This is a genomic window from Enterococcus sp. HY326, from assembly GCF_026157065.1.
In the GTDB taxonomy this organism is placed as follows: Bacteria; Bacillota; Bacilli; order Lactobacillales; family Enterococcaceae; genus HY326.
Map to the genome: position 1 here is coordinate 364,462 of NZ_JANLGQ010000002.1, position 26,072 is coordinate 390,533.

Here is a 26,072-nt window from a genome sequence, read left to right on the forward strand (position 1 = left end):
AAAAAATGTAGGAGGTCCATAACATGACAGTAGCAAAAATTGTTTACGCAAGTTCAACAGGTAATACTGAGGGGATTTCAGAGATTTTAGAGGATACCTTTAACGAAATGGATGTTGAAGTCGAACGTTTAGAAGCAGATGAGGCGGATGATGAAACCTTTGAAGACGCTGACATTTGCGTTATTGCAACATACTCAACCGGCGATGGCGAACGCCCTTTTGATTTTGAAGACTTCTATGAAGAATTGACAGATCTGGATTTAGCCGGCAAAGTATTTGGTGTGGTCGGCAGTGGTGATAGTAAATTGTATCCAGATCATTCCTTTTTTGCGGCACTTTCCTTTGATGAAGCCTTTGAAAAGACAGGCGCAACCAGAGGACACGAAGTAGTTAAAATCGAAAACGATGCAGATGATGCTGACGAAGAAATTTTGAAGGAATTTGTAAAGGCATTAGTGGATGCAAAAGCCTAAATTTAGATAATTATTTATGAATCCGAAATCAGATAAGAGTATTGCGTTTTTGATTTCTCTAAAAATAATCAATTGCAAATCTTAAAGTAATTTTTGTAGTTTTATTAACAACAAAATTTACTGATGACTACAAGTGAAAAGACTTTATCAAATTAGAATGTATTTGATAAAGTCTTTTTTTTGAATCTGGAATACCTCAAATCTAATACTCTTAAAAGGTTTAAATCATTTCAAAATTTTACTAACTTTATAATCAAAATAAGGCATCAGCTATTTCTTCAAGAAAAATCATTGAAAAACGAAGAGTAGCCCACTAAAATCATTAAAAACGTTTATTGGGCTGCTGTCGAGTATGTAACACTTCAACTTTTCTTCTGGGAAATTAACACTTTTGATAAAGCAATACTGATTTCTTCTACGGAAATGTCTGAGTCCAATTGCATCCATTCGACAATCATGCCGATTGTTCCTTTGGCAAAATAGGTGAAAAAGAGCTCCAAAACTATGGGATTTGTTTCATCAAACATTTGACTGAATTGTGAGATTGCTAAATCATGAACTTCCGAAAAAATAGTTGTGACGAAAAGGGTTGTGCTGCTGCTTTTTAAAAGTGTCAGCGAGACAACTTTATTTTGGTTTAAGACAGCGATAAAGCGTTGCAGCCAGATTGCTAAATCATCTGATGAACGCAATTGCATCAAGGGTAAAATTTCGGCGGTTAGCTCTTCTTCAATTGTTTGAAATAAATCTAGTGGGTCTTGGAAATATTTGTAAAACGTTCCCCGATTAATTTCTGCTTTTTCGGTAATTTCAGTGACAGTAATTTTTGATAATTCCTGTTGACTAAGGAGTTCTAAAAAAGCTTCACGAATGACCTTTTTTGTATAAAGTGTTCTACGATTGTTTTTAGTGCCTGCCAAGTAGCTCATTCCCTTCAACATTTTTCAAAAAAGTGTCTATTTAATGACAAGTGCTGTCAAATTGCCTATTGACCTCGATGTTTAAACAATTATACTTACAAAGTGTAATGAAAGCAACAGGGTGTTTGAAAAATGACGAGGTGAGAAAATGAGTTTCATTGAAGTGAACCATGGGTTTAAGGAATATCAGATGGGAGATACAACCATCGTTGCTAATAATGATCTTAGTTTTTCGGTGGAGGAAGGGGAGCTGGCAGTAATATTAGGCCCGAGTGGTGCTGGAAAATCCACCGTCCTAAATATTTTAGGTGGGATGGACTCGCCAACAAAAGGAGAAATCAAAATAGCGGGTGTCGATATCGCTAATTTTTCTAATCGAAAATTGACAGCCTATCGTCGGACTGAAGTCGGTTTTGTATTTCAGTTCTATAATTTGGTTCCTAATTTGACAGCTAAGGAAAATGTTGAATTGGCTTCTGAAATTTCGCCGAATGCCCTCGATGTTGAAGAAACTTTGCGACAAGTGGGACTGGGGGAAAGAATGAATAATTTTCCTGCCCAGCTATCTGGCGGCGAACAACAAAGAGTGGCGATTGCGCGAGCATTAGCTAAAAATCCCAAAATTCTGCTCTGTGATGAGCCGACTGGAGCTTTGGATTATGAAACTGGCAAGCAAGTTTTGCAATTACTGCAGGATGTCAGTAGAATACAAGGGCGAACCGTTATTTTAATTACCCATAATAGTGCGATTGCCCCGATTGCAGATCGGGTGATTCGGATTAATGATGCGAAGGTTCGCTCAGTGGAGCATAATTCAGCTCCAACATCGATTGCTAAAATTGAATGGTAGGTGCCTTTTTTGAAGAATAAATTATATTTACGTAGTCTTTTTAGAGATATTCGAGATACACTTGGCCGCTTTATTGCAATTATTTTGATCATCTTTATGGCGGTATTACTCTTTGTCGGAATTAAATCAGTTGGTCCTGATTTGGAAAAGACAGTCGATGAGTTTGTTACTCAAAAAAATATTTCTGACGTTCACATCATCGGAACAACTGGATTAACCAAAGAAGACCAAGCTATCGCCGAAGAAACCGGAGCAACCGTCGAGCTTGGCTATAGTTTTGCTTATGATGATGAAACAGAAAATATTGATTTACAAGTGTATTCCTATGATGAGAGCAGTAGTCAAAACAGCTTGTCTTTAGTCGAAGGCCAGCTACCTAAAGCGGCTAATGAGCTGGTTCTTAATGAAAGCCTAGCGGAAATTTACCCGCTTGGTTCAACACTTACGATTAAAAATGATCAATTAGATGAATCAGAGTTTCAAGTTGTCGGTTTCGTTGAATCGCCAATTTATGTCAGTGAAACCGAATTTGGTTCATCAAATGTTGGTGACGGGACTCTTGATGGGTACGCATATCTCAGTAAAGAGGCATTTTCCGTTGGAGATACCTACTCCATCATGTATTTGCGTTTTGATTCATTGGCGAAATTGGATATTTTTTCTGAGGACTATCAAGAGCAGCTAACAGCCAAATTAAATCTGCTGGAAACAAAATTTGCTAGCCGTAAAACCGAAAGAAGAGCAGAACTTATCGCAAGCGGGAATGAGGAAATTGCCGCAAACCAAGCAAGTCTTGATCAAAGCCAAAGTGAGCTGACTGCAGGTCAAACACAGCTCGATGATGCGAAGCAACGATTAGAAAATCAAAAGAGTCAATTGGCAGCGACTGCTAGTTTACAAAGTCAGAGTAGTTACGAAGCAGCTTTAGTACAAATTACGGCTGCAGAAGCTGAATTAAGCACTCAACAAACGACGCTGACGGAAAATCAGCAAACCATTGATGAGGCACAAGCCGAAATTTATCAAGCAAAAACAGACTTAGAAAATCTTTCAACGCCGAATTATTTAATTAATGAACGAACCTCTAACCCCGGCTTTGAAGAGGTGACTAGCTTGTCAGATCGAATTGATGCAATTGGCAATGTTTTTCCGGTATTTTTCTTTTTAATCGGAGCCTTGATTACCTTTACAACTATTACACGCATGGTGGAAGAGGATCGAAAAATTATTGGCACCTTGAAGGCTGTTGGCTACACAAACATAGAAATTTCTATGAAGTATATTTTGTACGCACTGTTGACGGCAGTTGTTGGGACCGTTCTGGGGATTTTTGTCGGCACATTTTCTTTGCCGACGATTGTTTTTAATATGCTCGGAGCGTCTTATGTTTTTACAGATTACACGGTAACTTTTTGGCTTGTGCCCATTTTAATTGCGATTGGCGGAAGCTTTGTAGCAACGGTCGTAGCAACGATTTATATTCTAATTAAGGATTTACGGGAAAAACCAACAGCATTACTGATGCCTAAAGCACCGAAACCCGGTAAGCGAATTTTGTTAGAATATATCAAACCAGTTTGGCGTCGGTTAAGCTTCAATCAAAAAGTCACCTATCGGAATTTATTTAGATATAAGGCCCGCATGATTTTAACAATTGCGGGAATTGCTGGCTGCTGTGGTTTAATGCTGGCGGGCTTTGGCTTAAGAGACTCGATTGAAAATGTCGGCACTGTACAATTTAATCAACTAAATCATTTTCAAGGTATTGTAACCCTTGATAGTGAGATATCGGCAGATGAAGCCAGTCAAACGTTAGATGTTTTAGACTCGACTGGGGCTGTTTCAGACGAAACCCCCATTTACGCAAGTCAAGTAACATTTAAAGCAGACGAGGTTGCCGATCAAAGCGCCTCTCTTTATGCTTTTGAAACATCTGCTGCGGCGCATGCGAATTTTACTTTGCAGTCAACAAGCAGTGATTCTTCCACTGAATTAGTGGAGGATGGCGCTATTATTTCAGAAGGCTTAGCCAAAGCCTATGAAGTGGAAGTTGGTGATGACTTAGTTTTTCAAGATGCAAACGGCAATCAGATGACTCTAAAAATTAACGGCATCGTTGAGAACTATTTAGGAAATAATGTCTTGTTATTACAAAGTTATTTAGATCAGCTGACCGACCAAAGCCATGAGGCCAATTCATTTTTAATTCAAACTGCAGAAATGTCTAAGGCTAGCCAAGATGACTTGGCGGCAGATTTAAAAGAAACGGACCAAGTTTTGACCACCACTTTTATGAGTCAGCAATTAGAAAAACAGGCTTATTCTAGTACCAATCTGCAACCTGTGGTAATTATTTTTATTGTGCTTTCTGGAACATTGGCTTTAGTTGTTTTATTTAATCTGACAAATATCAATGTTTCTGAACGGGAAAGGGAATTGGCCACCATAAAAGTTTTAGGCTTTTATGATCAAGAAGTGACGATGTATATCGTACGAGAGTCCATCATTTTCACAGCGTTGGGGATTTTACTGGGCTTTGTGGTGGGAAATGTGCTCACCTGGTTTATTATTACCATGGCAGCTTCACCAAGTATTAGTTTTCCTTTGCTTGTGCCGACGATTGGCTATCTCTTTTCTGCGGGACTGACAGTTTTCTTCTCTGCGGTAGTAATGCTGATCACCCATCAGCGCTTGAAAAAAATTGATATGATTGGCGCTTTAAAATCAAATGAATAGCTCAAAATTATCTGAATAAAACAAAGCAGCCGCTGAGATTAAATTTCCCAGCGGTCGCTTTGTTTTTTTTAATTCTGTTTTATTCCCAAGAAAAAATACCTAAAAATGTTTTGCGTTTTTTCAATTCTTCTGTTTCCAAATAATTGACCTGCAGCTCACTAGTAAATTCTGTCTTAAAGCCAGCTTGAATCAGCATCGTTAAGAAAAGCTGATTGATTTGGGTAAAATCATTGCGATAAAAATCTTGTTGGCTGACTAGTAGATAAGGAATCTGATAATCCTTTAACCATGCTTTTTCTTCTGTGAAGGGAAATTGCAGGGAGAGGGGCAGGATGACACTATCGATGCGTCTGGAAATTTTTTGCATATACGTTTTATTTAGCGTCTCGCTATTGCCGAATAAAAAGCGAATATCAAAATCGGCCTGGGGTTGAAAATCAAACAAGCCTTCGAGACTGAATTTTTCAGCAATCGGTCGAATCCCTAGCTCACTTAAATAATCAAAAAACTGTGTGAAAAGTCTGCCGTCAGCATTCCCGTTAATCACTAAAATTTCCATGTTTTTATCAGCAGCCTTTGAAGCACTATGAATTGTGGATTGGTAGCCCCGCTGATAATCAAGTTCAATTAATTGATTTAATAAATCGGCATAGGCTTGTTGCCCATCCATCATACCAAAAATTTTTGGAGGAATATCTTGCACCACAGTCGGGTAATCAGCTAGTAAGCGTATTTTTTCTTTTGTCAGATAGCGGACTTGCGGCGCCACGAAGACTACATCAAAAAGCTGACCAAATTCAAAGGTGCTGGAAGCGCTGAGGGCATTGATTCCGCCATAAACAAAAATTAAATCATATTTATCCCCGTAGGCTTTGTGCTTAGCCATGGCAGTAAAGCCGTCGAGGGCGACTGCCGTTAAGTTTTGATCTTCTTCATTCACATGCTGGGTAATTTTTTGGCAAAATAAACTAGAGCTGCCGCCGCCTGTACAACCAACAAAAATAAACATCTGAAACGCTCCTTTAGCCGAACTTCGTTTGACAAAGTTAATCTGATTAACTAAAATTATAGTACATACAAATGATTAAACCGCTTTTATTTAAAAAAATTAAAGTAACTCGGATAAATCAATTAAGGCAGTTTGATAATTTTCAACATAATAACGAAAATTTTTACGGCCTTTTTGGATAATCTGATGGCCTTCTGCCACCAATAATTTTTTCTGTTCTTCAACGCCACCGGGATATTTCGGATTTAATTCACCGTTGTTTTTTAGGGTAAGCCAATAGGGTGTTTTATCGGTGAGGCGCTGTTCGCTCGCCCAAGCACAAATGGAAACAAAAATTCCGGCTGTCATTGGTTCCGTAAAATCTGCTTGATTTTTTTCCGCCAAATACGTTCGTATCTCACTGACTGTTGTCAGCTTACCTTCAGGAATTTTTTTCATAATCGCATCATAAGTGGGGGCTGGTGCAAAAAACATTTTTTCGCCGCCATAACGGGCAATCACTTTTGGATCGGTGACAATTTGGATTTTGGGCATATCGTTTTCTTTGTGGAGCATGGCATTAAAGTCCTTTTTATCTTCATTCGCCATTGAAATGACCTCCTTTAAATCTATTTAGGTACCTCAATCCAAGGATAAAGTCTTTTTCAGCAAAATGCAATTAGCCATTTTTACTTTGGAAAACTTTTTTTAAAAATAATTTTTTTTAGGAGTGTGGAAAAATGACCCAAATTTCAAGAATTTATGTAAAAGAATTGCCAGAATTATTTTTTTTGAGCTACCGGCGGACAATTGATTTTTTTGCTGAGTACAGCAGTCTGATTGGGGAAACATTGCCAAAAATTGACGAAGCTTTAAAAAAAGAAAATTTAGCTCCCAGCAGTGGTTTAGTAACTTGCTTTCATAACATTGATTTAGCTCAATTGGATGTCGAGGTTGGCATGGTGATTCCTCATCAGGTTGAGACCAAAAAGCCACTAAACTGTACAGTTTTTCCAGCAGGTTTAGTGGCAACGACGATTGATTTAGGAGAATACGAAAAGCAAGATCCTACAATGATGGCTTTGACTGAATGGATTTCTAAAAATGGCTATCAGGCGAACGGGGGAATTTATTATCATTATTTAAATGATGAAAAACAGTCACCAGAAAATTATTTGACGCAGATGTTGATTCCCATTGTAAAAGCTACAGATAGTTTTAATTAAGCAATCCGGTACCATGTGTTTGCAACTTGCTTTAATTGAACAGGGAAGTTACCACCAGTCAAAAAGCCCAACCAACGCACTAATTCCTGCTGAGTAACCGGCAATGTCTCAAGTAATAAGTGAGTCTCAATTGCTTCACCAATCTCAAGTTTTTGCAGGAGAAAAATCAATTCTCTAAAATGATTTTTGCCAGAATTGACGGGGGTTGCCTGATTGTTTACTAATTTTGGTAAGGCCAAGCCAGCTTTTTTCAAATAGCCAATTAGTTCTTGAATATCCTCGTCGTATATAGGCAGGTCAGCGGCCTTAAAAGCCGCCAGTCGAAGTGCAAATTGTGTTGGAGCTTGTTTAATCAAGCCGTGATTTTTAAATAAATTATAATGGCGTTTAGGAAACCGCAGTCCTTGTGCTTTACTTTGCAAAATAATATCGACTCCACGATCTAATTGCAGCAGACCCTGTTGAATTTGGCGGGCAATCTGTGGTTCAACGCTGAGATGCTGGGCAAAATGAGTCGCTCCTAAATTCAGTAATTCGCCGCTTGTCTTAGACTTTAAAATAAATTGATATTTTAGTTCCCGACCACAGCGACAGTAAAGGCGATTGGACTCGCCGAAGGGGTAGCTGGGATTTTCTTTGAAATCAAAGAATTGCCATTCTTGATCAGCCAAAAAATTCTTGGTTAAAAATAAAGACTGCAACCGATATTTTTTGAAATCGGTAAGAGTCTGTTGTTGTAGTGGAGTTAGCTGTTGCCACAATAGCTGGCGTTCTTCAGCTGTCAAATCAATTTTCATGGCAAACGCCTCCTTAAAGTCTCCTTTAAGGATAGCTTGAAAAAAATTTTATGTAAAGCCAGCTTTTACATTTAGATAAGGAGCTTTCATGACCTATAAACGCCTAAAAATGCCGGGAGTCAACTGTCCCCGTTGCAATCGAAAGTTAGAAATTTTATATGCTGATTCAGCTGCTGTCAGTTTTTGTCTGTGTTTTTCCTGCCGAAAATTTTACGAGTATCAAAGTGAAATGCTGACAGCTTTAGCGCCAGCTCAGCCAGCAAATGCGGCGGAAAAATTGGCATTGAAAAATTTGCCGCAAGCATTTCCAAAAAAGGCCAATTTTTTGGGTCAGGGCAGTCAGTTGCGACAGCTGGGTGAAGGTTATCAGCGGCGTTGGCTCAGTTTAGCTGAGTATGAGAGACAATTTGGTGAGAGTCTAAGATTTACGCCTTGTGATTTACGAATAGATCAAACTTTGTGTAAATGGTGTGGCGGACCTTTACCAAAAGGCCGCAAGTCGTTTTGCAAAGATAGCTGTTCGAGAAATTATTCTAAGGCGACCTTCAGTCAGCGAAGTATGGCTAGCTTACCTTATCAAATTGCTTGTCGCGATAAATTTTTTTGCCAAGTCAGCCATGAAGATTTGGCCCAATATAATCGTCATCAACAGAGAGTCCCTGCCAGTAATGGCAATTTAGCCGTCCATCATTTGTTTTTTGTCTCAGAAAAGGGGACGGATCATGAAAAGAATTTATTGACTGTCTCAGCAGAAATTCACCGCCGTTATCATTCAGGAGATGTTGAGATTGTCGAAAAAATCGCAGCCATTAAAGAAGAACGACGGCAAAATGATGAACAAGTCATGCATTTTTAATTGACAATTTCAGGAAATGGAGCAGCAACTATGATAATCAGAGAAGCAGCTTCGGCTGATTTAGCCGAACTTTTGGAATTATATTTGGACTTGCATGAAGAAAGTCTACCAGAAATTACAGCGGTTGAAGGAGTTTGGCAACAGATGTTGGCTGATGCAAATCAACATGTGTTGGTGGGAACTATTGATAAAAAAATAATAACTTCCTGTGTTGTAAATATCATTCCCAATTTGACCCGCCAGCAAAGGCCCTATGCGTTAATTGAAAATGTTGTGACAAAAAAAGCCTTTCGCTCACAGGGATATGGCAGTCAGCTTTTAACTGCTGCCAAAAATTTAGCACAAGAACAAGGTTGCTACAAAATAATGTTAATGACTGGTGCCAAAGAGGAAGCCACTTTGAGATTTTATCAAAAAGCCGGCTATAATTCCGAAGATAAAACTGCTTTTATTCAATGGTTAGCAATTTAACGGAGGAAAAAATGCAAACTAAGCGATTAATACTAAGGAAATTTAGAACAAGTGATGCAGATGATTTATATGAATATTTAGCTGATCCACAGGTAGTTGAGTTTGAGCCCTATGCGCCCTTTAACTATCAAGCCGCTCGAGAGGCAGCTGTACAAAGAAGTCTCGATGAAAACTTTTGGGCAGTCTGCCTCAAGGCGAATCAGAAAATGATTGGCAATCTTTATTTGGCAGAGACTGAAGCGCAGATTTTTACACTCGGCTATGTCCTCAATCGAAGGTACCAAAAACAAGGACTGGCGACTGAGGCAGTTAAAAAGATTTTAGATTGGGCATTTTATGAAAAGAGTGCCCATCGAGTGGTCGCCCATTGTAATCCCAAAAACGAACGTTCATGGCAACTTCTAGAGCGGTGCCACTTCTACAGAGAAGGTCTGCTGCGAAAAAATGTCGCCTTTTTTAAAGGTCCAGCTGGCCTACCGCTTTGGCAGGATACTTTTGTTTATGGATTATTAGAAGAAGAATACCGCATATTATCAAAACAATAAGCAAGCAATTATCAATACGAAACATACAAAAGGAGCAACAAATGACACTACGATTAGCCAAAATTACTCGAGAAAATTACCAAGAATGTTTAAATTTAAAAGTCGCTCAATCACAAACTGGTTTTGTAGCGGCTAATAGCGTCTCGTTGGCTCAAGCCGCCTACGAACCAAAGATGTATCCGTTAGCCATTTATAATCAACAGGAGATGGTGGGCTTTGTCCTCTATGATTTTGATTTGGAACTGAATGACTGGTCGATGAGCCGTTTAATGATTGGCGAACAATTTCAAGCTCAGGGCTATGGAAAAAAAGCCCTGACACTTTTTTTAAATTACTTTTTTTCAGAAGTTGATGCAGCTCAGATTTACACTAGCGTTGAAGTAGATAATCCAATTGCTAAAAAGCTGTACTTGCAGGCGGGTTTTAAAGAAAAAGAAACCTTCAGCTATACCATTGCTGACCAAGAATTCCACGAGGAACGTCTTTTACTAAAAAAATCTGACTGGCTGTAACAATATGAAAAAAATGAAAGGAGTTAAGTATGCCAAAGCATTTAATTAATCGAGACCTACTTGTTCAAACGGGTCTTGCTTTAACCGCTGAAGTCGGATTAGACAACTTGACTTTAAAAGAGGTAGCTCAACGACTGAAGGTAAGTACACCGGCGATTTACAAACATATCGAAAATTTAGAGAGTTTGAAAAGTGCCGTTAAGCTAGAAATTCAAAAAAATATTAAGAATCAACTGTTGGCTTCTACCGAAAATTTTGATGGCATTGACCTGTTAAAGGCAATGGCTTTGGCCTATGTCCGTTTTGCCAAAGAACAGCCGAAACTTTATCAGGCCATCGAATGGTCGGCTTTGGCGGCAGATACTCAAGGACAACCTGTTTTTCAAGAAGCTATTCATAAAATTTATCAAATTTGTCAGGAGTTGGGAGCCAGCGAGCTAGAGGCCTCCCATATTATTCGGACTGTCCGCAGCCTTGCTCAAGGGTATGCTGATTTAGATAGCCATCAGAGTTTTGTACATCCCTCTTCTGTCGAAAGCAGTTTAATTTATGCTTATGATACTTTTTTTCTCGGTGTCCAACAAAGATTTCAAGAAAAGAAAGGAGCCGGCAAATGAAATTTCGCTTTGATCATTTACAAATTACGGTGCCAGATGTTGAAAAGGTTGAACCTTTTTACGATCAATTATTTACCCTTTTAGGCTTTGATGTCAGTCAAAAATATAAAGGGTATCTAGAACACAGCGACATGTTAGTTGTGGAATATTTAGATGAGGCATTGGACTTTGGCATTTGCTCGCCTAAAGCAGAATTTGCTGATGTCTCAGTTAACTCCCGCAAGCCAGGAGCAGTGCAGCATTTAGCCTTTGAAGCGGAATCAAGAAGAGCTGTCGATGAATTTTTTGAAGAGATTCAATCTTTAAAGGTCAAGATTTTACATGATCGGCCAAAGGAATACAATGAACGAATTGCCCCTGGCTATTATGCGCTATTTTTTGAAGCTCCCGATGGCATTCGCTTTGAAATTTTTCACTATTCAAAATGAAGGCGTTTTTCAGAAGATTGCAGGTCATTTTCTGATGTGATTATCGAAAATAAAAGGAGAGATAAGATGATTGATATTGGTGAAGCTCAGGTTTTAGGAAAACAGATGGCAAAAGAGTTGATTGGCAAAAAAGTTGCGCAGGTTTCTTTCGGCAATTCGCCTCATCGCTTTGCTTTTTTTTCAGCAACAGAGGAAGTTTACGAAGAGTGGTTATTAAATCAAACGGTTCAGGAAATCAATGTCTACGGAAATTTTGTGGTACTCGCCTTACACAACTGTGCGTTGAGTTTTAGTGAGGGGCTGAATTTTTATTGGTTAGCGCCGACACAAAAACTGCCGAAAAAATATCAGTTTGCTTTAACTTTTACCGATGATTGGGTATTGGCTTGTTCTGTTAGTATGTATGGTGCGATGATGCTCCAAACAGCTGAGCTGGTCGGCAACGAATATTTTCAGGTGGCTCAAGAGAAGCCCAATCCTCTTTCAACTGAATTTAATGAAGACTATTTTGCAGAGTTGCGAAAGTCGGCCAAGCCGACCCTCAGTTTAAAAGCTTTTATGGGGACTGAACAGCGCATTCCCGGTTTAGGCAACGGCAGCCTCCATGATATCTTTTTTACGGCACAGCTTTTGCCGAAAAGAAAACTGGCGACATTGAATGATGCTGAGTTCGCAGATTTATTCACAGGAATGAAAACTGTTTTAAATGCGATTGTTGCTAAAGGCGGGCGAGATACAGAAAAAGATTTTTATGGGCAAAAGGGCGGTTATCAGACAATTTTATCTAGTAAAACCTGGAAGAGTCCTTGTCCCCGCTGCGGTCATCAAGTGAGTAAAGAAAGTTATCTTGGCGGAACCATTTATTATTGTAGTGGCTGCCAAAAATAAAAAGGAGGAAGTTGATGGCAAATTGGCTAGAAGAATACCCGAAAAAGCAGCCGCCGACATTTCAAGAAATCAGCAAGTTTATCAACAATCCCTTATGGTTGAAATTTAATGACTACTTATCGGCGAGCTATCAAGTAAAACCCAAATTTGAGTATAGTGCTTGTTCCATGCAAGCAGGCTGGAATGTAAAATACAAAAAAAGTGGTAAATCACTTTGTACGTTATACCCTATGTCTGGTTATTTCATTGCTTTAGTAGTGATTGGTCAAAAAGAAATGACAGCAGCGGAAACTTTACTGCCACTCCTGTCAGAAGAGACGCAAAAAGTTTTTGCTGCTGCCAAACTGGGCAACGGTCAAAAATGGTTAATGTTAAACATTGACAAGCAAACTAGTTTTTCTGATGCGTTGCAATTGATTCGACTGCGGGTTCAACCTAAAGTAACGGTGAAAGTCTGAAGTTAAGGATTCAGCTACTTTTACAGCCGACTTATAAAGCTTACCGTTAATTGATTAAGTTTTGTCCGTTGTTTTTTCCAGCAGAACTGCTAAGGTATCCTGCTGATCAAAATCTCGGTGACCAGCAACGTCGCTAAACCAAGCGCAGACTTTAACAGGATATTGCTTCCACTCATTTGCTAGAGAATGCTGATCAAAAAAAGTAGTCCAAATATTATAAGGCGTCAGCTGATTTTTCTGCAGAATAAAACTTTGTTCCAAGGTGATATTTTGCGGATAAATCAAGGTTTGCTGAAGCTCAAGATAAGGCTTAGGAGACCAAAAACCATTTTCTAAAACATAGTGCCAGTTTTTCGTTTCACGAATTGTCTGAAACTTCTTTAAGGAAAAAACATCGAATAAGATTTTCCCTCCAAGTTTTAAATGGGCAAGCATTTTTTGTAAAACTATCTGGCGATCAGGTGCGGAAAGGGCACCAAAATCACAATAAATCATAATGATTAAATCATATTTCTCTGGCAGATTTAAAGATAAATAATTTTGCTGTTGATAGTCAATCTCAAGTTGCTGCTTGGCTGCCGCTTGTTTTGCATATTCAATCGAGCGTTTAGAAAAATCTACGCCAGTTACTTGATAGCCAGCCTTTGTCAAAAGCTCACTGTAGATTCCGGGACCGCAACCCAAGTCTAAAAGCTTGGGGTAATCAGCAGGGGGCAGCGTCTGACAAATAAAAGTAACTGACTCTTCAATAAAAGATAACTTACGGCTGGCTCCTTCAGTCTCAGGATTGAGATGATTTTTCAACATTTGAGATGAGATGTACTCATCCTCCCAAAAAGCTGCCGCCGTTTTTTGATAAACCGCGGGTCGTTCAAATAAGCTTTGTGGTAAATTCATTTGTATCAAGCTCCTTTTTTTGTAGATGTTTAAAACGCAAAAAGGCTGCAGGATTTTACTCTGCAGCCTACTTGGGTCTTTGGCAGTTTTGAGTAAAATAAAATCAAATTCAGGCATCTCAAAAAAAGCTTACGCTCAGCTAAAAGAAAAACCTGTTCAAATTTGATTTTATTTACCCCTTGCAGTCAAACTTCAACCAATGAAAACCTGATTGCCAGTTTGCCGGATAACTTCACCTACTTATATTTGGTAATTATAGTGTATGATAAAAAAATCCCCTGTCAAAGGGATAAATAAGGAGGCAATATGGAGCAGCGTCTATTTGAAATAGTTTATGAATTGATTGCCAAGGGACAGGTGACGGCCCCTGAATTGGCTGAAAAATTTGAAGTCTCCTTAAGAACGATTTATCGAGACATTGACCACTTGAGTAGTGCCGGGATTCCTGTTTATACCCAACAGGGGCAAGGTGGTGGCATTTTTCTTGATAAAAATTTCGTCTTAGAAAAAACCCTCTTGTCAAACGAAGAACAACAGCAATTGTTGGCTGCTTTAGAAGGGGTGACCGTGCTAGGAAATGTTGATCAACAGTCTTTAGTGACGAAGTTGGCGGGGCTGTTTAAAAAAGAACAGCTGAATTGGCTGGAAATTGATTTTTCCGATTGGTCGAAAAGAAGCCAGCAGACTTTTGAAACGTTACAGATGGCAATTATTAATCGGCAGCGAGTGAATTTTCTTTATGCCGGCATTGATAAGCCGGCGGCAGAACGCTTAGTCGAACCTTTAAAATTAATTTTTAAACACCATGACTGGTATCTCTATGGGTTTTGTATGCAAAGCCAAGGAGAACGGCTTTTCAAACTGTTAAGAATAAAAAATCTGCAAACCTTAGCTGAGCACTTTGACAGAAAGACTCCCGCAAAAGTCTTGCAGGACAATACTAATTTTCAATTGCCGAAAAGAGTTGTGACCTTGCAATTCGACAAAAAATTGCGACAGCGGGTCACTGAAAATTTTGAAAAATTCACAGAAAATGCTGAGGGCTTACTGGTTGAAGAAGCCTTTCCTATTACCGAAGATTTTTATCGCTTCATCTTATCCTTTGGCGACTCAGTTAAAGTGTTAGCTCCTGATGATATTTGTAAAAAGCTGCAGCAAAGAATAGCAGCTATGCAAAATTTGTATCAAACCTGACATCAGCTGACAGGTTTTGTTTGGTAAACTGAATGTAGTAAGAGAAAGGGAGGCAAACAAGATGAAATATGAATGGCGCAAAGCTGAAAAAGCTTGGTATGGAGCCAAGCAAAAACCACAAATCCTAACAGTACCCCTACAAAAATTTATTGCAATTGACGGCGTTGGAGATCCAAATCAAGCTGATTTTGCTGAACGAGTGGCTGCTTTATACGCCCTTACCTATGGGCTGAAAATGACTTTTAAAAAAAGTTTTCAAGTCAATTCAGAAAATCAATCGGCTGAACAACTGACAGATTTTACAGTCTTTCCCCTAGAGGGTTTATGGGATTCAAGCAATGAAACGGATTTTTTAGACAAGGATAGCTTTATTTATACGATTATGATTCAGCAGCCAGCAGCTATCACAGAAGTTTTTTATAAAGAAGTCTTAGCAGCTGTTAGCCAAAAGAAAAAGCTGCCTTTATTAACAGATGTGAAATTTATCGAAATAGCTGAAGAAGAGGCGGTGCAGATGCTGCATCTGGGAGCCTTTGAAAAAGAGGCTGAGACCTTTGCAGTGATGGCAGACTATCTTAAAGAAGCTGGCTATCAGCGAAAAGGCCATGTCCATCGAGAAATTTATTTAAATGATGCTCGCAAAACTCCTCCAGAAAAAAGAAAAACTATTTTGCGCTATCCAGTTGAAAAAATGTAAAAAAGGTCCAGAGCAGTGCATCAAGCTCTGGACCTTTTTTAATTTTCAATACTCTTACTTAACCAATCTTTTAAAAAAGCCATCTGGTCCGGTGTGTGAAACCAATGCTCAGCTGCCGGCATGATTGTCAGCTGGCTGTTAGTATGTTCAGCGAAAGTTTGCACAGTGGCTAAAGGTGTCAGATGGTCTTTTTCCCCATATAAAATTTTTGTTGGAGTTGGCCAGCTGCTGATAGGCTTTTCTTTAGCATATTGAAGATATTGCCAAGAAAGGTTTTGTCCAAAATCAGTCTGAATTTCTTTTTTCTCCTGCAGTTCATTTACTGTCACTTGCGCCCAAGTCATCATCTGATAAATTAATTCTTCCATATCCAGCACTGGCGACACGAAAAAAGCTTGAGTAAAAATTTTCTCACTAAAGGCCATCAGACTAAACCAAGCGCTAATACTGTTGGCATATAAGGTTACTTGCTGCCAATTTTCTGATAGATAATCAGTAATCATATTTAACTCTGGCACAACCTCCCAAGGCAGGCGTTCGGTAGCCTCATTTTTACGTTGACCATGTTTTGGTAAATCAATAGCAAAGGTCTGCCAGCCCTTTGTAGCGAAAATTTCGGCTGCTATTGCAGCTTCTTCTTTATTTCCAGCTTGTCCGTGCAGGTATAAAACGACTTTATCAGCAGGGCGTCCGTACAAGAGTGTTGACAGCTGCTGCAATTTAATTTCTCGGATATTCATCTGTATCTCCTAGATAGACTTTATTAATTTTCTTAATGTTAGTATAGCAAGCCTAAAACAGAAATCCTAGGGACTTTGAAATTTATGAAAATTACTTTTTACAGTTGACTCTCCACTTAGAGGAGGATTTATTCTCAATAGTGAGAGGGGCGATTTGTACATGAAGGAAATTGTAAAGGCAACGAGTATCACTAAGAGTTACCAAGGGAAAAAAGTTGTAGACAATTTAAGTTTTACTGTCAATCGGGGAGAGGTTTTTGGCTTACTTGGACCAAATGGAGCCGGAAAATCAACGACAATTGAATGTCTGCTGGGAATTCGTCCAGTTGACAGTGGTCAAGGGACTGTCTTTGGAGTCGAACCGCGGCAACATCGCAAAAAAGTTTTTCAAAAGATTGGCGTCCAGCTACAATCCTCAAACTACCAAGATATGATTCGGGTGGAGGAATTATGTCAGGAAATGACGGCCTTGTATCAACAGCCAAAGGACTACCATGAGCTGCTGAAACTGTTTGGTCTCCAAGATTTTTCCCGTCAGAAGGTCGCTGATTTATCCGGTGGTCAGCGACAAAAGCTGTCGATTCTCTTAGCATTAATTCCTAATCCTGAGGTAATTTTTCTCGACGAATTAACTACGGGCTTGGATACCGAGGCCCGTCGAGAAGTCTGGAAAACTCTGCTTAGCTTAAAGGAGCAAGGACTGACAATTATTTTGACGACACATTACATGGAGGAAGCTGAGTTGTTGTGCGACCACTTACTCATGATAAAAAATGGTCGACCGGTAATTAGCGGAACAGTCGCTGATATTTTACAACAGGCTGGCTGTAATCATCTAGAAGAAGCTTATCTTTATTTTATGGGGGGAAATTAATATGACGAGTTTATTGACGTTAACAAAAATTCAAGGGAAATTAGCAACCAGAACCTTAGATGGCATAATTTTTGGCATTGGGATGCCGGTTTGTGTGCTATTATTAATTGCAGTCATCGCTGGCAATTCAGCAGCGAACGGGGCGGACTATACTTTTTTAGACAGCAGTTTTGCTTCCTTATTAGCAGTTGGAATTTGTGCTACGGCTTTTATGGGCATTCCGTTGACCATCTGTGACTATCGAGACAAAAAAATTTTGAAACATTTTTTCGTCACCCCGGTTTCACCGTTAATTTTTATTTTGGCTCAGTTTATTGTAGCAGCAGTCACGGCAATCATCTCAGCAGTCCTGGTGACCCTCGTCGCTTATCTTTTTCTCGGCTATCAGATGGCCGGCAGCTGGGGAGCTTTAATTGGTGGTTACTTTTTAGTGATGTTCAGCATGTATAGTCTCGGTTTTTTGATTGCTAGTATCTGCAAGAATTTAAAAATTGCCAATGTTGTTTGCACCTTTGTTTATTTTCCAATGCTCTTTTTATCTGGTGCCGTGATTCCCTTTGAACTATTTCCTAGCGCTGTTCAAAAGGTAGCCGCAATTTTACCCTTAACCCAAGGTATTCAACTTTTAAAAAGTATCACCCTAAATCAGGCCCTCGTTAATCAGCCGTTAATCATCGGCTACTTAGTGATTTTGGGAATCGTTGCAGCACTAGTTTCCTTAAAAATATTTCGTTGGGAGTGAACAGAATGGAAAAAAATTGTGAAATATTAGAGGAAGAAAAACTTTATCGCATCGGGATGTTTTCTAAAATGAATCAGGTGACCATCAAGGCGCTGCGCTATTATGACGATGTCGGCTTATTGAAACCTCGTTTTATTGATCCAGATAATGGCTATCGCTATTATAGCGGTGGGCAGGTGGGGGAGCTTCATCAATTATTGGCCCTGCGAAAAATTGGTTTTTCGATTGAAGATATTCAATCTTTAGAAAAAGGAACCACCCAAGAGACGCTTTTGCAACGAAAAAAAGCGCAGCTTTTGCAGGACATCGCTGAAAAAACCAAGATGCTTTCCTTAATTGAAACTTATATGCAGCAGGATTATCGGCAAACCTATCACATGGTGGAAAAAGTTTTGCCAGAAGTTATCGTGGCTTCTATTCGCCGTATTGTCGCCAACTACAATCAACTGATGACGGTGGTTCCGGAAATGGGGCAGATGATGGAGGCAGCCGGCTGTGAGTGCCGGATTCCCGAATATTGCTTCAATTTGTATCACGATCAGGAGTATCGAGACACCAATATTGATTACGAAATTTGTGAAGCTGTCACCGAGATGAAAGAGGACTTCGGTGAATTGAAATTTAAACGGGTGACAGAAGTTCCCCGGGCAATTTGCACGATGCATCATGGACCTTATGAAAATTTACCTCAAGCCTACGCTGCTATTTTTCATTACATTGATACTCACGGCTTAGAAATTGATGGGCTACCGCGAGAAAACTATATTGACGGCATTTGGAATAAAAATTCTACTGAAGAATGGTTAACGGAAATTCAAGTTCCCGTTAAACTAGAAAGTCAGCTAGAATTTTAAATAAGAGTAAGCGTTTTTTTGAAAACGCAATGAAGGCTTGACTTGTTTTTTTACGCATGCTATTTTTAAAGTAGGTAAAGGAAAGTGAGGAATCTTGATGATTAATTTCGCCAAATAAGTAGAAGCTGCATTCAGACTGTACCAAGGATTTTTCCGAGGGAGCAGTGTGCAGATTTTCGAAAACTGGTGAAAGAAATCAATTGAGAAAATTCACAATACTCCTAATCTATTTAGCAGCTTATTTGCATTTTCCAATAATTTGATTTTAAACCCGGTTTTTGAAAATGACCGGGTTTTTTGTCGTGAAAAAAACGGTGAAAAAATCCTGCCATCACGTTTTTCGTGAAGTAAGGATGTGACACAAAATGACAACCATTAAAATTGAAAATTTAAGCTTTGGCTATGACCGCTTAGGCACACTTTTATTTGATCAGGCGCAATTGGTGATTGACGGTCAATGGAAACTGGGCTTGGTGGGTCGCAACGGTCGAGGAAAAACGACGTTGCTAAAACTTTTGCAAGGACAGCTGCCTTATCAAGGGAAAATTAGTCACAGTCTGGCCTTTGACTATTTTCCAAAAAAAGTTTTGGATTCGTCAGAGCTAACTTATTACGCTTTAAGTAATTTAAAGGATTTTGAACTGTGGCAGCTGGAACGGGAGTTAAATTTGTTAGCCTGCGATCCAGAAGTTCTGTGGCGACCTTTTGAAACCTTATCCGGTGGTGAACAAACGAAAGTCTTGCTGGCTTTGATGTTTATTGAAGAAGGCTATTTCCCTTTGATTGATGAGCCGACGAATCACTTGGATATTGTCGGCCGACAACAGGTAGCGCAATATTTACAAAAGAAAAAGCAAGGCTATATTTTGGTCAGTCACGATCGGGAATTTTTAGATGAGACAGTCAATCATATTTTAGCAATTGAAAAAAATCAATTGGTGCTTTATCAGGGGAATTTTAGTGTGTACGAAGACCAAAAAGCCCGGCAAGATGCTTATGAGCAGGCCCAAAACATCAAATTAAAAAAAGAAATTGGTCGGCTGCAACAAACGGCCATTGAAAAAGCCGAATGGTCCCGCAACCGCGAAAAAGATAAACTAAATAAATCAAAAGGCTTCATCGACACAGAATACCGTCGCAAATCTCCCGGAGCAATTGGTGCTGATGCTGCAAGGATGATGAAGCGTTCGAAAGCAATTTTGCAGCGGGTGGAAAGTCAGATTAGCGAAAAATCCCAGCTCTTAAAAAATATTGAAACCATCGATGGCTTAAAAATGAGTTATCTTCCCAGCTATCATCGCCGCATTTTACAGCTGGAAAATTTAGTTTTAAGCTATCAAAATCAGCCATTGTTTCAACCAATAAATGTGGAATTACTAAGAGGTGAATGCTTGGCAGTGACCGGCGCAAACGGCAGTGGCAAGAGCTCACTGTTGGCAGCCATTTTAGCTGGGTTTGCTGGTGAACAAAGGGGTGAAATTTATCTGCCTCAAGGCTTGCTTATCAGCCGAGTGCGGCAAAACTATGAAAATAACCAGGGCAAGCTGATTGATTTTGCAGCAGCAGAAGGGCTAGATTACCCGCAATTTTTAAATAATTTGCGGAAACTCGGGATGGAGCGCAATGTTTTTGACAATGACATTCAGGAGATGAGTATGGGGCAACGGAAAAAAGTTGAGCTGGCGAAATCTTTATCACAAACCGCCAACTTATTTATTTGGGACGAGCCATTGAATTATCTTGATGTCTTTAATCAAGATCAGATTTTAGGATTACTAAAATCAGTTCAACCGACGATGATTTTAATCGAGCATGACAGTCGCTTTGTTGAAGCAGTGGCCGACAAGATAATTAGTCTCTAAAAAATTTTGCTTAACTAAAGCAGTTTTGCACTTTGGCAGGACTTCTGTGATAATAAAAAGAAAAAACAGGTGACTTTAATGGAACATAATAAAATTTTTATTGTCGAGGATGATGAAAAAATCAGTAGCATCATCCAATCAGAATTAGCCAAATGGCAGTTTCAGACGGCTGGCGTCAATGATTTTCAACAAGTCCTACAGGAATTTTCCACATTTCAGCCGGATTTAGTTTTACTCGACATTTCCTTGCCTTATTTTAGTGGCTATCATTGGTGCCAAGAAATCCGCAAGCAATCCAATCTTCCAGTAATTTTTCTTTCCTCAGCCAATGATAAAATGAATATTTTAATGGCCATGAACATGGGGGGGGATGATTTTATCGCCAAGCCGGTGGATTTGGATTTATTAGTAGCCAAAATTCAAGCTATTTTAAGACGGACGTACACTTTTAATGATCAACCAAGCCAGTTGCTAACTTATGCTGAGGTGCAGTTGAATTTATTAGAAGGAGAGCTGACGTTTCAAAAACAACTGGTCAAGCTGACACCAACAGAAACAAAAATTTTGGCCTTACTATTTGCGACACCGGAAAAAACTGTGACCAGAGAAACTATTATGGAAAAGCTCTGGGAAAGTGAAGAGTTTATCAGTCAAAACACATTGACTGTCAACATCACTCGTTTGCGGAAAAAAATTCAGGCAGCGGGTTTCCCCCACTTAATTCATACTGTTAAAGGGGTTGGATATACTTTGGTGAAGTCAGATGAATAATTTTCAAAAAAAATGGCAGTTCCTCAAGACTTTCTTAAAAGAAAACAGTGGCATTATACTTTTGTATATTGCGATGGCACTTTTATTCGCGGTGACATTTTTTTTGTATGATGTTCCTATAGCAGTTTATCAGGATGCGTTATTGTTTACTTTGCCGTTATTGCTTATTTTCCTAATTGTCCGTGGGTTGAAGCTCTCCCATAAGCACCAACAATTGCAAAATCTTTTGCAAACCAGTGGTACGGCCAAGCTTGATGAGCTGCAGCAAAAACATAGTTTAATCGAAGAGGATTATGAAAAAATCATTTTAGACTTAACAAAAGAAATTCAGCGATTGCAACAACAGCAGCTGCAACAGCAAACTGAACTGCATGATTATTATGGTCTGTGGACTCATCAGATAAAAACACCTTTAGCAGCATTGGATTTAACAGTGCAAACCCTAGAGCAGCCTTTAAAAAAAGATATGAAGGAAGAAATCTTTAAAATCCAACAATATCTGGACATGATGCTGCAATATCTTCGTCTACAAAACATTCAAAACGATTTTTTATTTGGGGAAATCACTATTAAGCCTTTAATCAATCAAATTGTAAAAAAATATGCCCCGTTCTTTATTCATAAAAATTTAGAGGTGCATTTAATCAATCTGGATGGCAAGGTAATCTCCGACAAAAAATGGCTGACTTTTATCCTAGAGCAAATTATTTTTAATGGGATAAAATATACTACAAGCGGTAGTATTACGATTGAAGCAACAGCTGATAATCTGCAGGTATTGCGAGTCATCGATACCGGTAGAGGTATGCGAGCAGAGGATTTGCCCCGAATTTTTGAGCGGGGTTACACAGGCTTTAATGGCCGCCAGACACAAAAAGCTAGCGGTCTTGGACTTTTCATGAGCCAAGAAATTGCCCATTATCTAGGGATTGAATTATCCGTAACCTCAAAAATTGGGGAAGGGACAACGGTCACCATTGACTTATCCCGACAAAAAAATTACGGAAGGGCAGACTAATGTGACAAAAATGTAGCTTAGCTGGCCAGGACTGTAACTGTTTTTTCTGCTTTTTTTCTCTTAAACTTAAGATATCAACAGCTGAGTGAAAAACTTAATGCACAGCGACTAGCAAGCTGCTGCAGCTTCAAATTGTGTGCGAATTGTTTTGTTTTCACTCAGCAGAAGTAAAAAGCAAAGGTGGAGAAAAAATGGAACTATTACAGGTCAAAAATCTAAAAAAAGTTTACCGCAGCCGCCTCAGCAGCTACCAAGTGGAAGCCTTGAAAAATGTTAATTTTGGTGTTGACGCTGGAGAATATATTGCAATCATGGGGGAATCTGGTTCTGGTAAAAGTACCCTCTTGAATATTCTAGCTACACTGGATAAAGCAACTAGTGGAGAAGTATTATTAGAAAATAAAAATTTGGGGGAGATTCCTGAAGGGCAACTGGCTAAATTTAGGCGGGAACATCTGGGCTTTGTCTTCCAAGATTTCAATTTGTTGGATACCTTCAATATTAAAGATAATATTTTTCTACCGTTAGTTTTATCCCGTGTCTCAGTCAAAGAAATGGAAAAACGCCTGCCCGCTTTAACCGATGCTTTAGGGATATCGGATTTGTTGACTAAATATCCCTATGAAATTTCCGGCGGCCAAAAACAGCGGGTTGCTGTTGCGAGAGCGTTGATTACCCGTCCGGATTTGGTTTTGGCAGATGAACCGACTGGCGCATTAGATTCTCGTTCAGCTGATGCATTGCTACAATTATTCAACCAGATTAATGGGCAGGGCCAAACGATTTTGATGGTGACTCATAGTGGGATTGCTGCTAGCCACGCCAAACGAGTTTTATTTATTAAAGACGGCGAGATTTTTCATCAGCTGTATCGGGGTGCAAAAACACAGGAAGAATTTTTAAGTGAAATTTCTGATACGACCACCGTTCTTTTAACAAAGGGGGTCTAGTCATGTTCTACTTAAAACTAACCTGGTCCAATTTGAAAAAAAATCGGACGACTTATCTGCCTTTTTTAGGCTCGATGATTTTTTTAGTTTTTTTAAATTTGCTGATGCAGGTGATGGTGCACAATCCCGGAATGCAAAATCTACCGCAAGCAATGACAGTTCACTCCATGTTTAGCTTCGGCGTTATCGTTATTCTCGTTTTTTCTGTCATTTTTTCTTTTTATACCAACAGTTTTCTAATTAAGCGGCGCCAAAAAGAATTAGGCTTATATAATATTTTGGGAATGGATAAAAAATCATTAGGCTGGATGCTATTGATTGAAAGTCTTCTCAGTTTAGTTATTTCGCTAGTGATTGGCGTTGGCTTAGGCAGTATTTTGGCAAAATTTTTATTTTTAGTCATGAAGAAGATGCCTGGCTTTGGCGAAGATTTTGTTTTCCAGTTAAGCCTTCAGATGCTGTTATTTGTAACGATTGTTTTTGCCGGCATTTTTCTACTGCTGTTACTGCATAATTATTTTCAATTATGGCGGACCAAACCCATTGAATTACTTCATGGCAGCGACACAGGAGAAAAAGAACCGAAAGCCCATTGGATTTTGACTATTATCGGCTTTGCTGCTATTATCGCTGGCTATCTGATTTCCGTTTCGATTGAATCACCGGTTGCCGCCTTGCCATATTTTTTCGTCGCCATTGTCTTAGTAATTATCGGCACATATTTAGTGATGATGACCGGTAGCATTACCGTTTTAAAGGCTTTACGGAAAAGGCCGCAGCTTTATTATCAACCAAAACCTTTTATCAATATTTCTGGAATGATTTATCGCATGAAGCAAAATGGTGCCGGCTTAGCTAGTATTTGTATTTTGTCGACAATGGTTTTAGTGACGTTGTCTTCAACGGCAGGCCTTTATTTCGGAAAAGAAAATGTCCTAGAAACTCGAAATCCAAGTGATATTAGTTTGACAACCCAGACAGTCAATCACGACTTAGAGGCAAATTTGACAGCACTAGCTGCAGACAATCAAGTGACGGTCACCGAAGTCGTGAAGCTGGACAGTCCAAATATTTCTTTTTTAAAAGAGGAAGGCAATAATTTTGTATCAGTGGAGAATACGCAGAATTTTGATGGGGTGATTGGTACAGAATTTTTAACAGCAGCCGATTATCAGCAGCTCACTGGTAAAACGATTAGCTTGGAAGATAATCAAGTAGCGTTTTATCCAATTTCTGGCGATTTTGAGGATCAGACCATTTATTTTGGCGAACAAGCTTATGATATAAAAGAACGGGTAGAGGATTTACCAATGTTTCCAAAAAATCCCAGCTTCGTTGATACCTTTTTCTTTTTTGTAAAAGACGAGAGTGTTGTCGAAAAAATTTATGCTGATTTGAACTTAGGCACTCATAGCAGCTATCAGCCGCTATCTTATGACAGCGAAGTCATGATGAACCTTGATGGCAGTCAAGAAAATTTGAAAAATTTTGCCACGGCCGTTTTTGCATATCAAGATCAACTCAATCAATCAGCCAATCAAGATTCTTTGCCGAATCCTTCGATGAATTATGCGTCGGCAACGTCAATTGAGGTCGATCGTGAAGAGACCAATGGCTTTACAGGCGGATTTTTATTTATCGGTATTATTTTCGGATTGAGTTTCACGTTAGCAACTGCTTTAATTATTTATTACAAACAAATTTCTGAAGGCTATGAAGATACTGGTCGTTTTGAAATTATGCAAAAAGTTGGCATGAGCCGCAGAGAAGTCAAACAAACGATTTCTAGTCAAGTGTTGATGGTCTTTTTACTGCCTATTTCCTTAGCCGTCATTCACTTAGCCTTTGCTCTGCCCATTATTCGAAAATTGCTGATTCTCTTTGGCTTAACTAACAGTCAGCTGATTACTATTGTGACAATTTTATCAGTTCTTCTGTTTGCCGTTTGCTACCTATTAGTGTATTGGCAAACTTCAAAAGTCTATTATCGTTTAGTTGAACGAAAAGTATAACAGGTTAAAAGATATTTTAAAAGTGAAGAAAAGCAGTAGAGTAATTGATAAAATGAATTAAAAAAGCCTGAGATTTCCTAGTTTGACAACTTAGAGTGAACTAAGTTGGAAACTAGCTTCTCAGGCTTTTCCTTCAGGCAAGCAACTGTGGTTTGCAAAGAGCACGTTTTAATTTTAAGAAAAAGTGCTCAGCATCAGCATATAATAGATAGCTATACGTCTTATAATCCTTTTCGGTAACAAAAATGATCGTGTTCTGATTCTCCAAAAAAATCACCAGCTCGTTGTCCGTTCGAAATTCTTTCACTGATTTCATGGTCTTCACCCCACCTTTAATTTAGTACGAAAGAGCCGGACTATCAACGTTGGGGATTTTCAAAAAAGTTAGATGTTCACGAAAAAAAAGAAAATTTATTTCTTGATTTTATTACATGCATGTACTACATTTCACAAGATTATCATAACCAAAATTGCTTAAATGAATAACTTATGGAACCATTTGCTTGAAAAAAAGATTCAATTAAAAGTGACATCTACTTGTTCAATCAAGTTGACGAATTGCATCACAACAGAAAAAAATCATCAATCAACCCTTTATCGAAGTTTTCATCGTAAAAAATTTCAAATAAAAAAGCTGCCACTAGTCAAAAACCTGCGCCCAAAAATTGGCAGCGAGTTTGCTTATTGGCAGCTTTT

Annotated in this window: 29 protein-coding genes; 22 read left to right on the forward strand and 7 right to left on the reverse strand. The window is 39.0% G+C overall.

Features of this window, described 5'->3' with window-relative positions; translation table 11 throughout:
* The first annotated feature begins 23 nt into the window (after positions 1–23).
* Positions 24–473 carry a flavodoxin domain-containing protein gene (locus tag ORH16_RS06395; RefSeq protein ID WP_265457259.1) on the forward strand — a complete coding sequence of 150 codons (450 nt, stop codon included), beginning with the start codon at positions 24–26 and terminating at the stop codon, positions 471–473.
* A 362-nt stretch (positions 474–835) separates the two neighbouring features.
* On the opposite strand, the gene ORH16_RS06400 is transcribed toward ORH16_RS06395, so the two are convergent.
* The gene (locus ORH16_RS06400) at positions 836–1,402 is read right to left on the reverse strand and encodes a TetR/AcrR family transcriptional regulator (RefSeq protein WP_265457260.1); all 567 of its coding nucleotides are present in this window, start codon (positions 1,400–1,402) and stop codon (positions 836–838) included.
* A 139-nt stretch (positions 1,403–1,541) separates the two neighbouring features.
* Here ORH16_RS06400 and ORH16_RS06405 point away from each other — a divergent pair, with 139 nt between their 5' ends.
* Both ORH16_RS06405 and ORH16_RS06410 read left to right on the forward strand, forming a co-directional pair.
* Positions 1,542–2,243, forward strand: a complete 702-nt coding sequence (locus tag ORH16_RS06405; RefSeq protein ID WP_265457262.1) for an ABC transporter ATP-binding protein — start codon at positions 1,542–1,544, stop codon at positions 2,241–2,243.
* 9 nt (positions 2,244–2,252) lie between these two features.
* Complete coding sequence (locus tag ORH16_RS06410) at positions 2,253–4,979, forward strand: FtsX-like permease family protein (protein ID WP_265457263.1); 2,727 nt, start codon at positions 2,253–2,255, stop codon at positions 4,977–4,979.
* Between the two features lie 79 nt (positions 4,980–5,058).
* Here ORH16_RS06410 and ORH16_RS06415 read toward each other — a convergent pair whose 3' ends face one another.
* Together ORH16_RS06415 and ORH16_RS06420 are read right to left on the reverse strand one after the other, a co-directional pair.
* On the reverse strand, positions 5,059–5,988 hold the full coding sequence (locus ORH16_RS06415) for a PTS sugar transporter subunit IIB (RefSeq protein WP_265457265.1): 930 nt from the start codon (positions 5,986–5,988) through the stop codon (positions 5,059–5,061).
* 99 nt (positions 5,989–6,087) lie between these two features.
* Positions 6,088–6,576 carry an MGMT family protein gene (locus tag ORH16_RS06420; protein WP_265457267.1) on the reverse strand — a complete coding sequence of 163 codons (489 nt, stop codon included), beginning with the start codon at positions 6,574–6,576 and terminating at the stop codon, positions 6,088–6,090.
* Between the two features lie 131 nt (positions 6,577–6,707).
* Between ORH16_RS06420 and ORH16_RS06425 the strand changes: the two genes are divergently transcribed.
* On the forward strand, positions 6,708–7,193 hold the full coding sequence (locus ORH16_RS06425; protein ID WP_265457269.1) for a GyrI-like domain-containing protein: 486 nt from the start codon (positions 6,708–6,710) through the stop codon (positions 7,191–7,193).
* On the opposite strand, the gene ORH16_RS06430 is transcribed toward ORH16_RS06425, so the two are convergent.
* Positions 7,190–7,990 carry a hypothetical protein gene (locus ORH16_RS06430; RefSeq protein ID WP_265457270.1) on the reverse strand — a complete coding sequence of 267 codons (801 nt, stop codon included), beginning with the start codon at positions 7,988–7,990 and terminating at the stop codon, positions 7,190–7,192. The two genes, ORH16_RS06425 and ORH16_RS06430, sit on opposite strands and share 4 nt — an antisense overlap.
* 88 nt (positions 7,991–8,078) lie before the next feature.
* Between ORH16_RS06430 and ORH16_RS06435 the strand changes: the two genes are divergently transcribed.
* The 8 genes from ORH16_RS06435 (at position 8,079) to ORH16_RS06470 (ending at position 12,765) form a co-directional block, all read left to right on the forward strand.
* The gene (locus tag ORH16_RS06435; protein WP_265457272.1) at positions 8,079–8,846 is read left to right on the forward strand and encodes a hypothetical protein; all 768 of its coding nucleotides are present in this window, start codon (positions 8,079–8,081) and stop codon (positions 8,844–8,846) included.
* A 30-nt stretch (positions 8,847–8,876) separates the two neighbouring features.
* Positions 8,877–9,317, forward strand: coding sequence for a GNAT family N-acetyltransferase (locus ORH16_RS06440; RefSeq protein ID WP_322597291.1), 441 nt, complete (start codon positions 8,877–8,879; stop codon positions 9,315–9,317).
* An 11-nt stretch (positions 9,318–9,328) separates the two neighbouring features.
* Positions 9,329–9,862 (forward strand): GNAT family N-acetyltransferase, encoded by a 534-nt coding sequence (locus ORH16_RS06445; RefSeq protein WP_265457274.1) that lies wholly within the window; start codon positions 9,329–9,331, stop codon positions 9,860–9,862.
* A 41-nt stretch (positions 9,863–9,903) separates the two neighbouring features.
* Positions 9,904–10,374, forward strand: coding sequence for a GNAT family N-acetyltransferase (locus tag ORH16_RS06450; protein ID WP_265457276.1), 471 nt, complete (start codon positions 9,904–9,906; stop codon positions 10,372–10,374).
* A 29-nt stretch (positions 10,375–10,403) separates the two neighbouring features.
* A complete protein-coding gene (locus ORH16_RS06455) occupies positions 10,404–10,991 on the forward strand; it encodes a TetR/AcrR family transcriptional regulator (protein ID WP_265457278.1) in 588 nt (195 codons plus the stop codon).
* Positions 10,988–11,419 (forward strand): VOC family protein, encoded by a 432-nt coding sequence (locus ORH16_RS06460; RefSeq protein ID WP_265457280.1) that lies wholly within the window; start codon positions 10,988–10,990, stop codon positions 11,417–11,419. The genes ORH16_RS06455 and ORH16_RS06460 overlap by 4 nt, the downstream gene beginning before the upstream one ends.
* A gap of 66 nt (positions 11,420–11,485) precedes the next feature.
* Positions 11,486–12,307: a hypothetical protein gene (locus ORH16_RS06465; protein ID WP_265457282.1), complete on the forward strand. Its 822-nt coding sequence runs from the start codon at positions 11,486–11,488 to the stop codon at positions 12,305–12,307.
* A 14-nt stretch (positions 12,308–12,321) separates the two neighbouring features.
* Positions 12,322–12,765: a DUF3788 domain-containing protein gene (locus tag ORH16_RS06470; RefSeq protein WP_265457284.1), complete on the forward strand. Its 444-nt coding sequence runs from the start codon at positions 12,322–12,324 to the stop codon at positions 12,763–12,765.
* A 54-nt stretch (positions 12,766–12,819) separates the two neighbouring features.
* On the opposite strand, the gene ORH16_RS06475 is transcribed toward ORH16_RS06470, so the two are convergent.
* Complete coding sequence (locus ORH16_RS06475) at positions 12,820–13,662, reverse strand: class I SAM-dependent methyltransferase (protein WP_265457286.1); 843 nt, start codon at positions 13,660–13,662, stop codon at positions 12,820–12,822.
* A gap of 306 nt (positions 13,663–13,968) precedes the next feature.
* Between ORH16_RS06475 and ORH16_RS06480 the strand changes: the two genes are divergently transcribed.
* Both ORH16_RS06480 and ORH16_RS06485 read left to right on the forward strand, forming a co-directional pair.
* Positions 13,969–14,856, forward strand: a complete 888-nt coding sequence (locus ORH16_RS06480; RefSeq protein ID WP_265457289.1) for a helix-turn-helix transcriptional regulator — start codon at positions 13,969–13,971, stop codon at positions 14,854–14,856.
* Positions 14,857–14,917: 61 nt separating this feature from the next.
* The gene (locus ORH16_RS06485; RefSeq protein ID WP_265457291.1) at positions 14,918–15,553 is read left to right on the forward strand and encodes a GyrI-like domain-containing protein; all 636 of its coding nucleotides are present in this window, start codon (positions 14,918–14,920) and stop codon (positions 15,551–15,553) included.
* A 38-nt stretch (positions 15,554–15,591) separates the two neighbouring features.
* On the opposite strand, the gene ORH16_RS06490 is transcribed toward ORH16_RS06485, so the two are convergent.
* Complete coding sequence (locus ORH16_RS06490) at positions 15,592–16,293, reverse strand: alpha/beta hydrolase (protein WP_265457293.1); 702 nt, start codon at positions 16,291–16,293, stop codon at positions 15,592–15,594.
* A 160-nt stretch (positions 16,294–16,453) separates the two neighbouring features.
* Here ORH16_RS06490 and ORH16_RS06495 point away from each other — a divergent pair, with 160 nt between their 5' ends.
* The 8 genes from ORH16_RS06495 to ORH16_RS06530 all read left to right on the forward strand — a co-directional run bounded on the left by ORH16_RS06495 (position 16,454) and on the right by ORH16_RS06530 (position 25,376).
* Positions 16,454–17,167, forward strand: a complete 714-nt coding sequence (locus ORH16_RS06495) for an ABC transporter ATP-binding protein (protein WP_265457295.1) — start codon at positions 16,454–16,456, stop codon at positions 17,165–17,167.
* A gap of 1 nt (position 17,168) precedes the next feature.
* Positions 17,169–17,909, forward strand: a complete 741-nt coding sequence (locus ORH16_RS06500) for an ABC transporter permease (RefSeq protein WP_265457297.1) — start codon at positions 17,169–17,171, stop codon at positions 17,907–17,909.
* A gap of 5 nt (positions 17,910–17,914) precedes the next feature.
* Complete coding sequence (locus tag ORH16_RS06505) at positions 17,915–18,763, forward strand: MerR family transcriptional regulator (protein WP_265457299.1); 849 nt, start codon at positions 17,915–17,917, stop codon at positions 18,761–18,763.
* A 365-nt stretch (positions 18,764–19,128) separates the two neighbouring features.
* On the forward strand, positions 19,129–20,625 hold the full coding sequence (gene abc-f / locus ORH16_RS06510) for a ribosomal protection-like ABC-F family protein (RefSeq protein ID WP_265457301.1): 1,497 nt from the start codon (positions 19,129–19,131) through the stop codon (positions 20,623–20,625).
* Positions 20,626–20,703: 78 nt separating this feature from the next.
* The gene (locus ORH16_RS06515; RefSeq protein WP_265457302.1) at positions 20,704–21,396 is read left to right on the forward strand and encodes a response regulator transcription factor; all 693 of its coding nucleotides are present in this window, start codon (positions 20,704–20,706) and stop codon (positions 21,394–21,396) included.
* Positions 21,389–22,414 carry a sensor histidine kinase gene (locus tag ORH16_RS06520; RefSeq protein WP_265457304.1) on the forward strand — a complete coding sequence of 342 codons (1,026 nt, stop codon included), beginning with the start codon at positions 21,389–21,391 and terminating at the stop codon, positions 22,412–22,414. The genes ORH16_RS06515 and ORH16_RS06520 overlap by 8 nt, the downstream gene beginning before the upstream one ends.
* Positions 22,415–22,605: 191 nt before the next feature.
* The gene (locus ORH16_RS06525) at positions 22,606–23,364 is read left to right on the forward strand and encodes an ABC transporter ATP-binding protein (RefSeq protein ID WP_265457306.1); all 759 of its coding nucleotides are present in this window, start codon (positions 22,606–22,608) and stop codon (positions 23,362–23,364) included.
* Positions 23,365–23,366: 2 nt separating this feature from the next.
* Complete coding sequence (locus ORH16_RS06530) at positions 23,367–25,376, forward strand: ABC transporter permease (RefSeq protein WP_265457307.1); 2,010 nt, start codon at positions 23,367–23,369, stop codon at positions 25,374–25,376.
* Between the two features lie 133 nt (positions 25,377–25,509).
* On the opposite strand, the gene ORH16_RS06535 is transcribed toward ORH16_RS06530, so the two are convergent.
* Positions 25,510–25,692 (reverse strand): hypothetical protein, encoded by a 183-nt coding sequence (locus ORH16_RS06535; protein WP_265457308.1) that lies wholly within the window; start codon positions 25,690–25,692, stop codon positions 25,510–25,512.
* Between the last annotated feature and the right edge of the window lie 380 nt (positions 25,693–26,072).

What these genes read in the sequence shown, in the direction of transcription:
- ORH16_RS06395 (WP_265457259.1), top strand. Translation starts at nt 24, where the DNA reads ATGACAGTAGCAAAAATTGTTTACGCAAGTTCAACAGGTAATACTGAG.
- ORH16_RS06400 (WP_265457260.1), bottom strand. Translation starts at nt 1,402, where the DNA reads ATGAGCTACTTGGCAGGCACTAAAAACAATCGTAGAACACTTTATACA.
- ORH16_RS06405 (WP_265457262.1), top strand. Translation starts at nt 1,542, where the DNA reads ATGAGTTTCATTGAAGTGAACCATGGGTTTAAGGAATATCAGATGGGA.
- ORH16_RS06415 (WP_265457265.1), bottom strand. Translation starts at nt 5,988, where the DNA reads ATGTTTATTTTTGTTGGTTGTACAGGCGGCGGCAGCTCTAGTTTATTT.
- ORH16_RS06420 (WP_265457267.1), bottom strand. Translation starts at nt 6,576, where the DNA reads ATGGCGAATGAAGATAAAAAGGACTTTAATGCCATGCTCCACAAAGAA.
- ORH16_RS06425 (WP_265457269.1), top strand. Translation starts at nt 6,708, where the DNA reads ATGACCCAAATTTCAAGAATTTATGTAAAAGAATTGCCAGAATTATTT.
- ORH16_RS06430 (WP_265457270.1), bottom strand. Translation starts at nt 7,990, where the DNA reads ATGAAAATTGATTTGACAGCTGAAGAACGCCAGCTATTGTGGCAACAG.
- ORH16_RS06435 (WP_265457272.1), top strand. Translation starts at nt 8,079, where the DNA reads ATGACCTATAAACGCCTAAAAATGCCGGGAGTCAACTGTCCCCGTTGC.
- ORH16_RS06440 (WP_322597291.1), top strand. Translation starts at nt 8,877, where the DNA reads ATGATAATCAGAGAAGCAGCTTCGGCTGATTTAGCCGAACTTTTGGAA.
- ORH16_RS06445 (WP_265457274.1), top strand. Translation starts at nt 9,329, where the DNA reads ATGCAAACTAAGCGATTAATACTAAGGAAATTTAGAACAAGTGATGCA.
- ORH16_RS06450 (WP_265457276.1), top strand. Translation starts at nt 9,904, where the DNA reads ATGACACTACGATTAGCCAAAATTACTCGAGAAAATTACCAAGAATGT.
- ORH16_RS06455 (WP_265457278.1), top strand. Translation starts at nt 10,404, where the DNA reads ATGCCAAAGCATTTAATTAATCGAGACCTACTTGTTCAAACGGGTCTT.
- ORH16_RS06460 (WP_265457280.1), top strand. Translation starts at nt 10,988, where the DNA reads ATGAAATTTCGCTTTGATCATTTACAAATTACGGTGCCAGATGTTGAA.
- ORH16_RS06465 (WP_265457282.1), top strand. Translation starts at nt 11,486, where the DNA reads ATGATTGATATTGGTGAAGCTCAGGTTTTAGGAAAACAGATGGCAAAA.
- ORH16_RS06470 (WP_265457284.1), top strand. Translation starts at nt 12,322, where the DNA reads ATGGCAAATTGGCTAGAAGAATACCCGAAAAAGCAGCCGCCGACATTT.
- ORH16_RS06475 (WP_265457286.1), bottom strand. Translation starts at nt 13,662, where the DNA reads ATGAATTTACCACAAAGCTTATTTGAACGACCCGCGGTTTATCAAAAA.
- ORH16_RS06480 (WP_265457289.1), top strand. Translation starts at nt 13,969, where the DNA reads ATGGAGCAGCGTCTATTTGAAATAGTTTATGAATTGATTGCCAAGGGA.
- ORH16_RS06485 (WP_265457291.1), top strand. Translation starts at nt 14,918, where the DNA reads ATGAAATATGAATGGCGCAAAGCTGAAAAAGCTTGGTATGGAGCCAAG.
- ORH16_RS06490 (WP_265457293.1), bottom strand. Translation starts at nt 16,293, where the DNA reads ATGAATATCCGAGAAATTAAATTGCAGCAGCTGTCAACACTCTTGTAC.
- ORH16_RS06495 (WP_265457295.1), top strand. Translation starts at nt 16,454, where the DNA reads ATGAAGGAAATTGTAAAGGCAACGAGTATCACTAAGAGTTACCAAGGG.
- ORH16_RS06500 (WP_265457297.1), top strand. Translation starts at nt 17,169, where the DNA reads ATGACGAGTTTATTGACGTTAACAAAAATTCAAGGGAAATTAGCAACC.
- ORH16_RS06505 (WP_265457299.1), top strand. Translation starts at nt 17,915, where the DNA reads ATGGAAAAAAATTGTGAAATATTAGAGGAAGAAAAACTTTATCGCATC.
- abc-f (WP_265457301.1), top strand. Translation starts at nt 19,129, where the DNA reads ATGACAACCATTAAAATTGAAAATTTAAGCTTTGGCTATGACCGCTTA.
- ORH16_RS06515 (WP_265457302.1), top strand. Translation starts at nt 20,704, where the DNA reads ATGGAACATAATAAAATTTTTATTGTCGAGGATGATGAAAAAATCAGT.
- ORH16_RS06520 (WP_265457304.1), top strand. Translation starts at nt 21,389, where the DNA reads ATGAATAATTTTCAAAAAAAATGGCAGTTCCTCAAGACTTTCTTAAAA.
- ORH16_RS06525 (WP_265457306.1), top strand. Translation starts at nt 22,606, where the DNA reads ATGGAACTATTACAGGTCAAAAATCTAAAAAAAGTTTACCGCAGCCGC.
- ORH16_RS06530 (WP_265457307.1), top strand. Translation starts at nt 23,367, where the DNA reads ATGTTCTACTTAAAACTAACCTGGTCCAATTTGAAAAAAAATCGGACG.
- ORH16_RS06535 (WP_265457308.1), bottom strand. Translation starts at nt 25,692, where the DNA reads ATGAAATCAGTGAAAGAATTTCGAACGGACAACGAGCTGGTGATTTTT.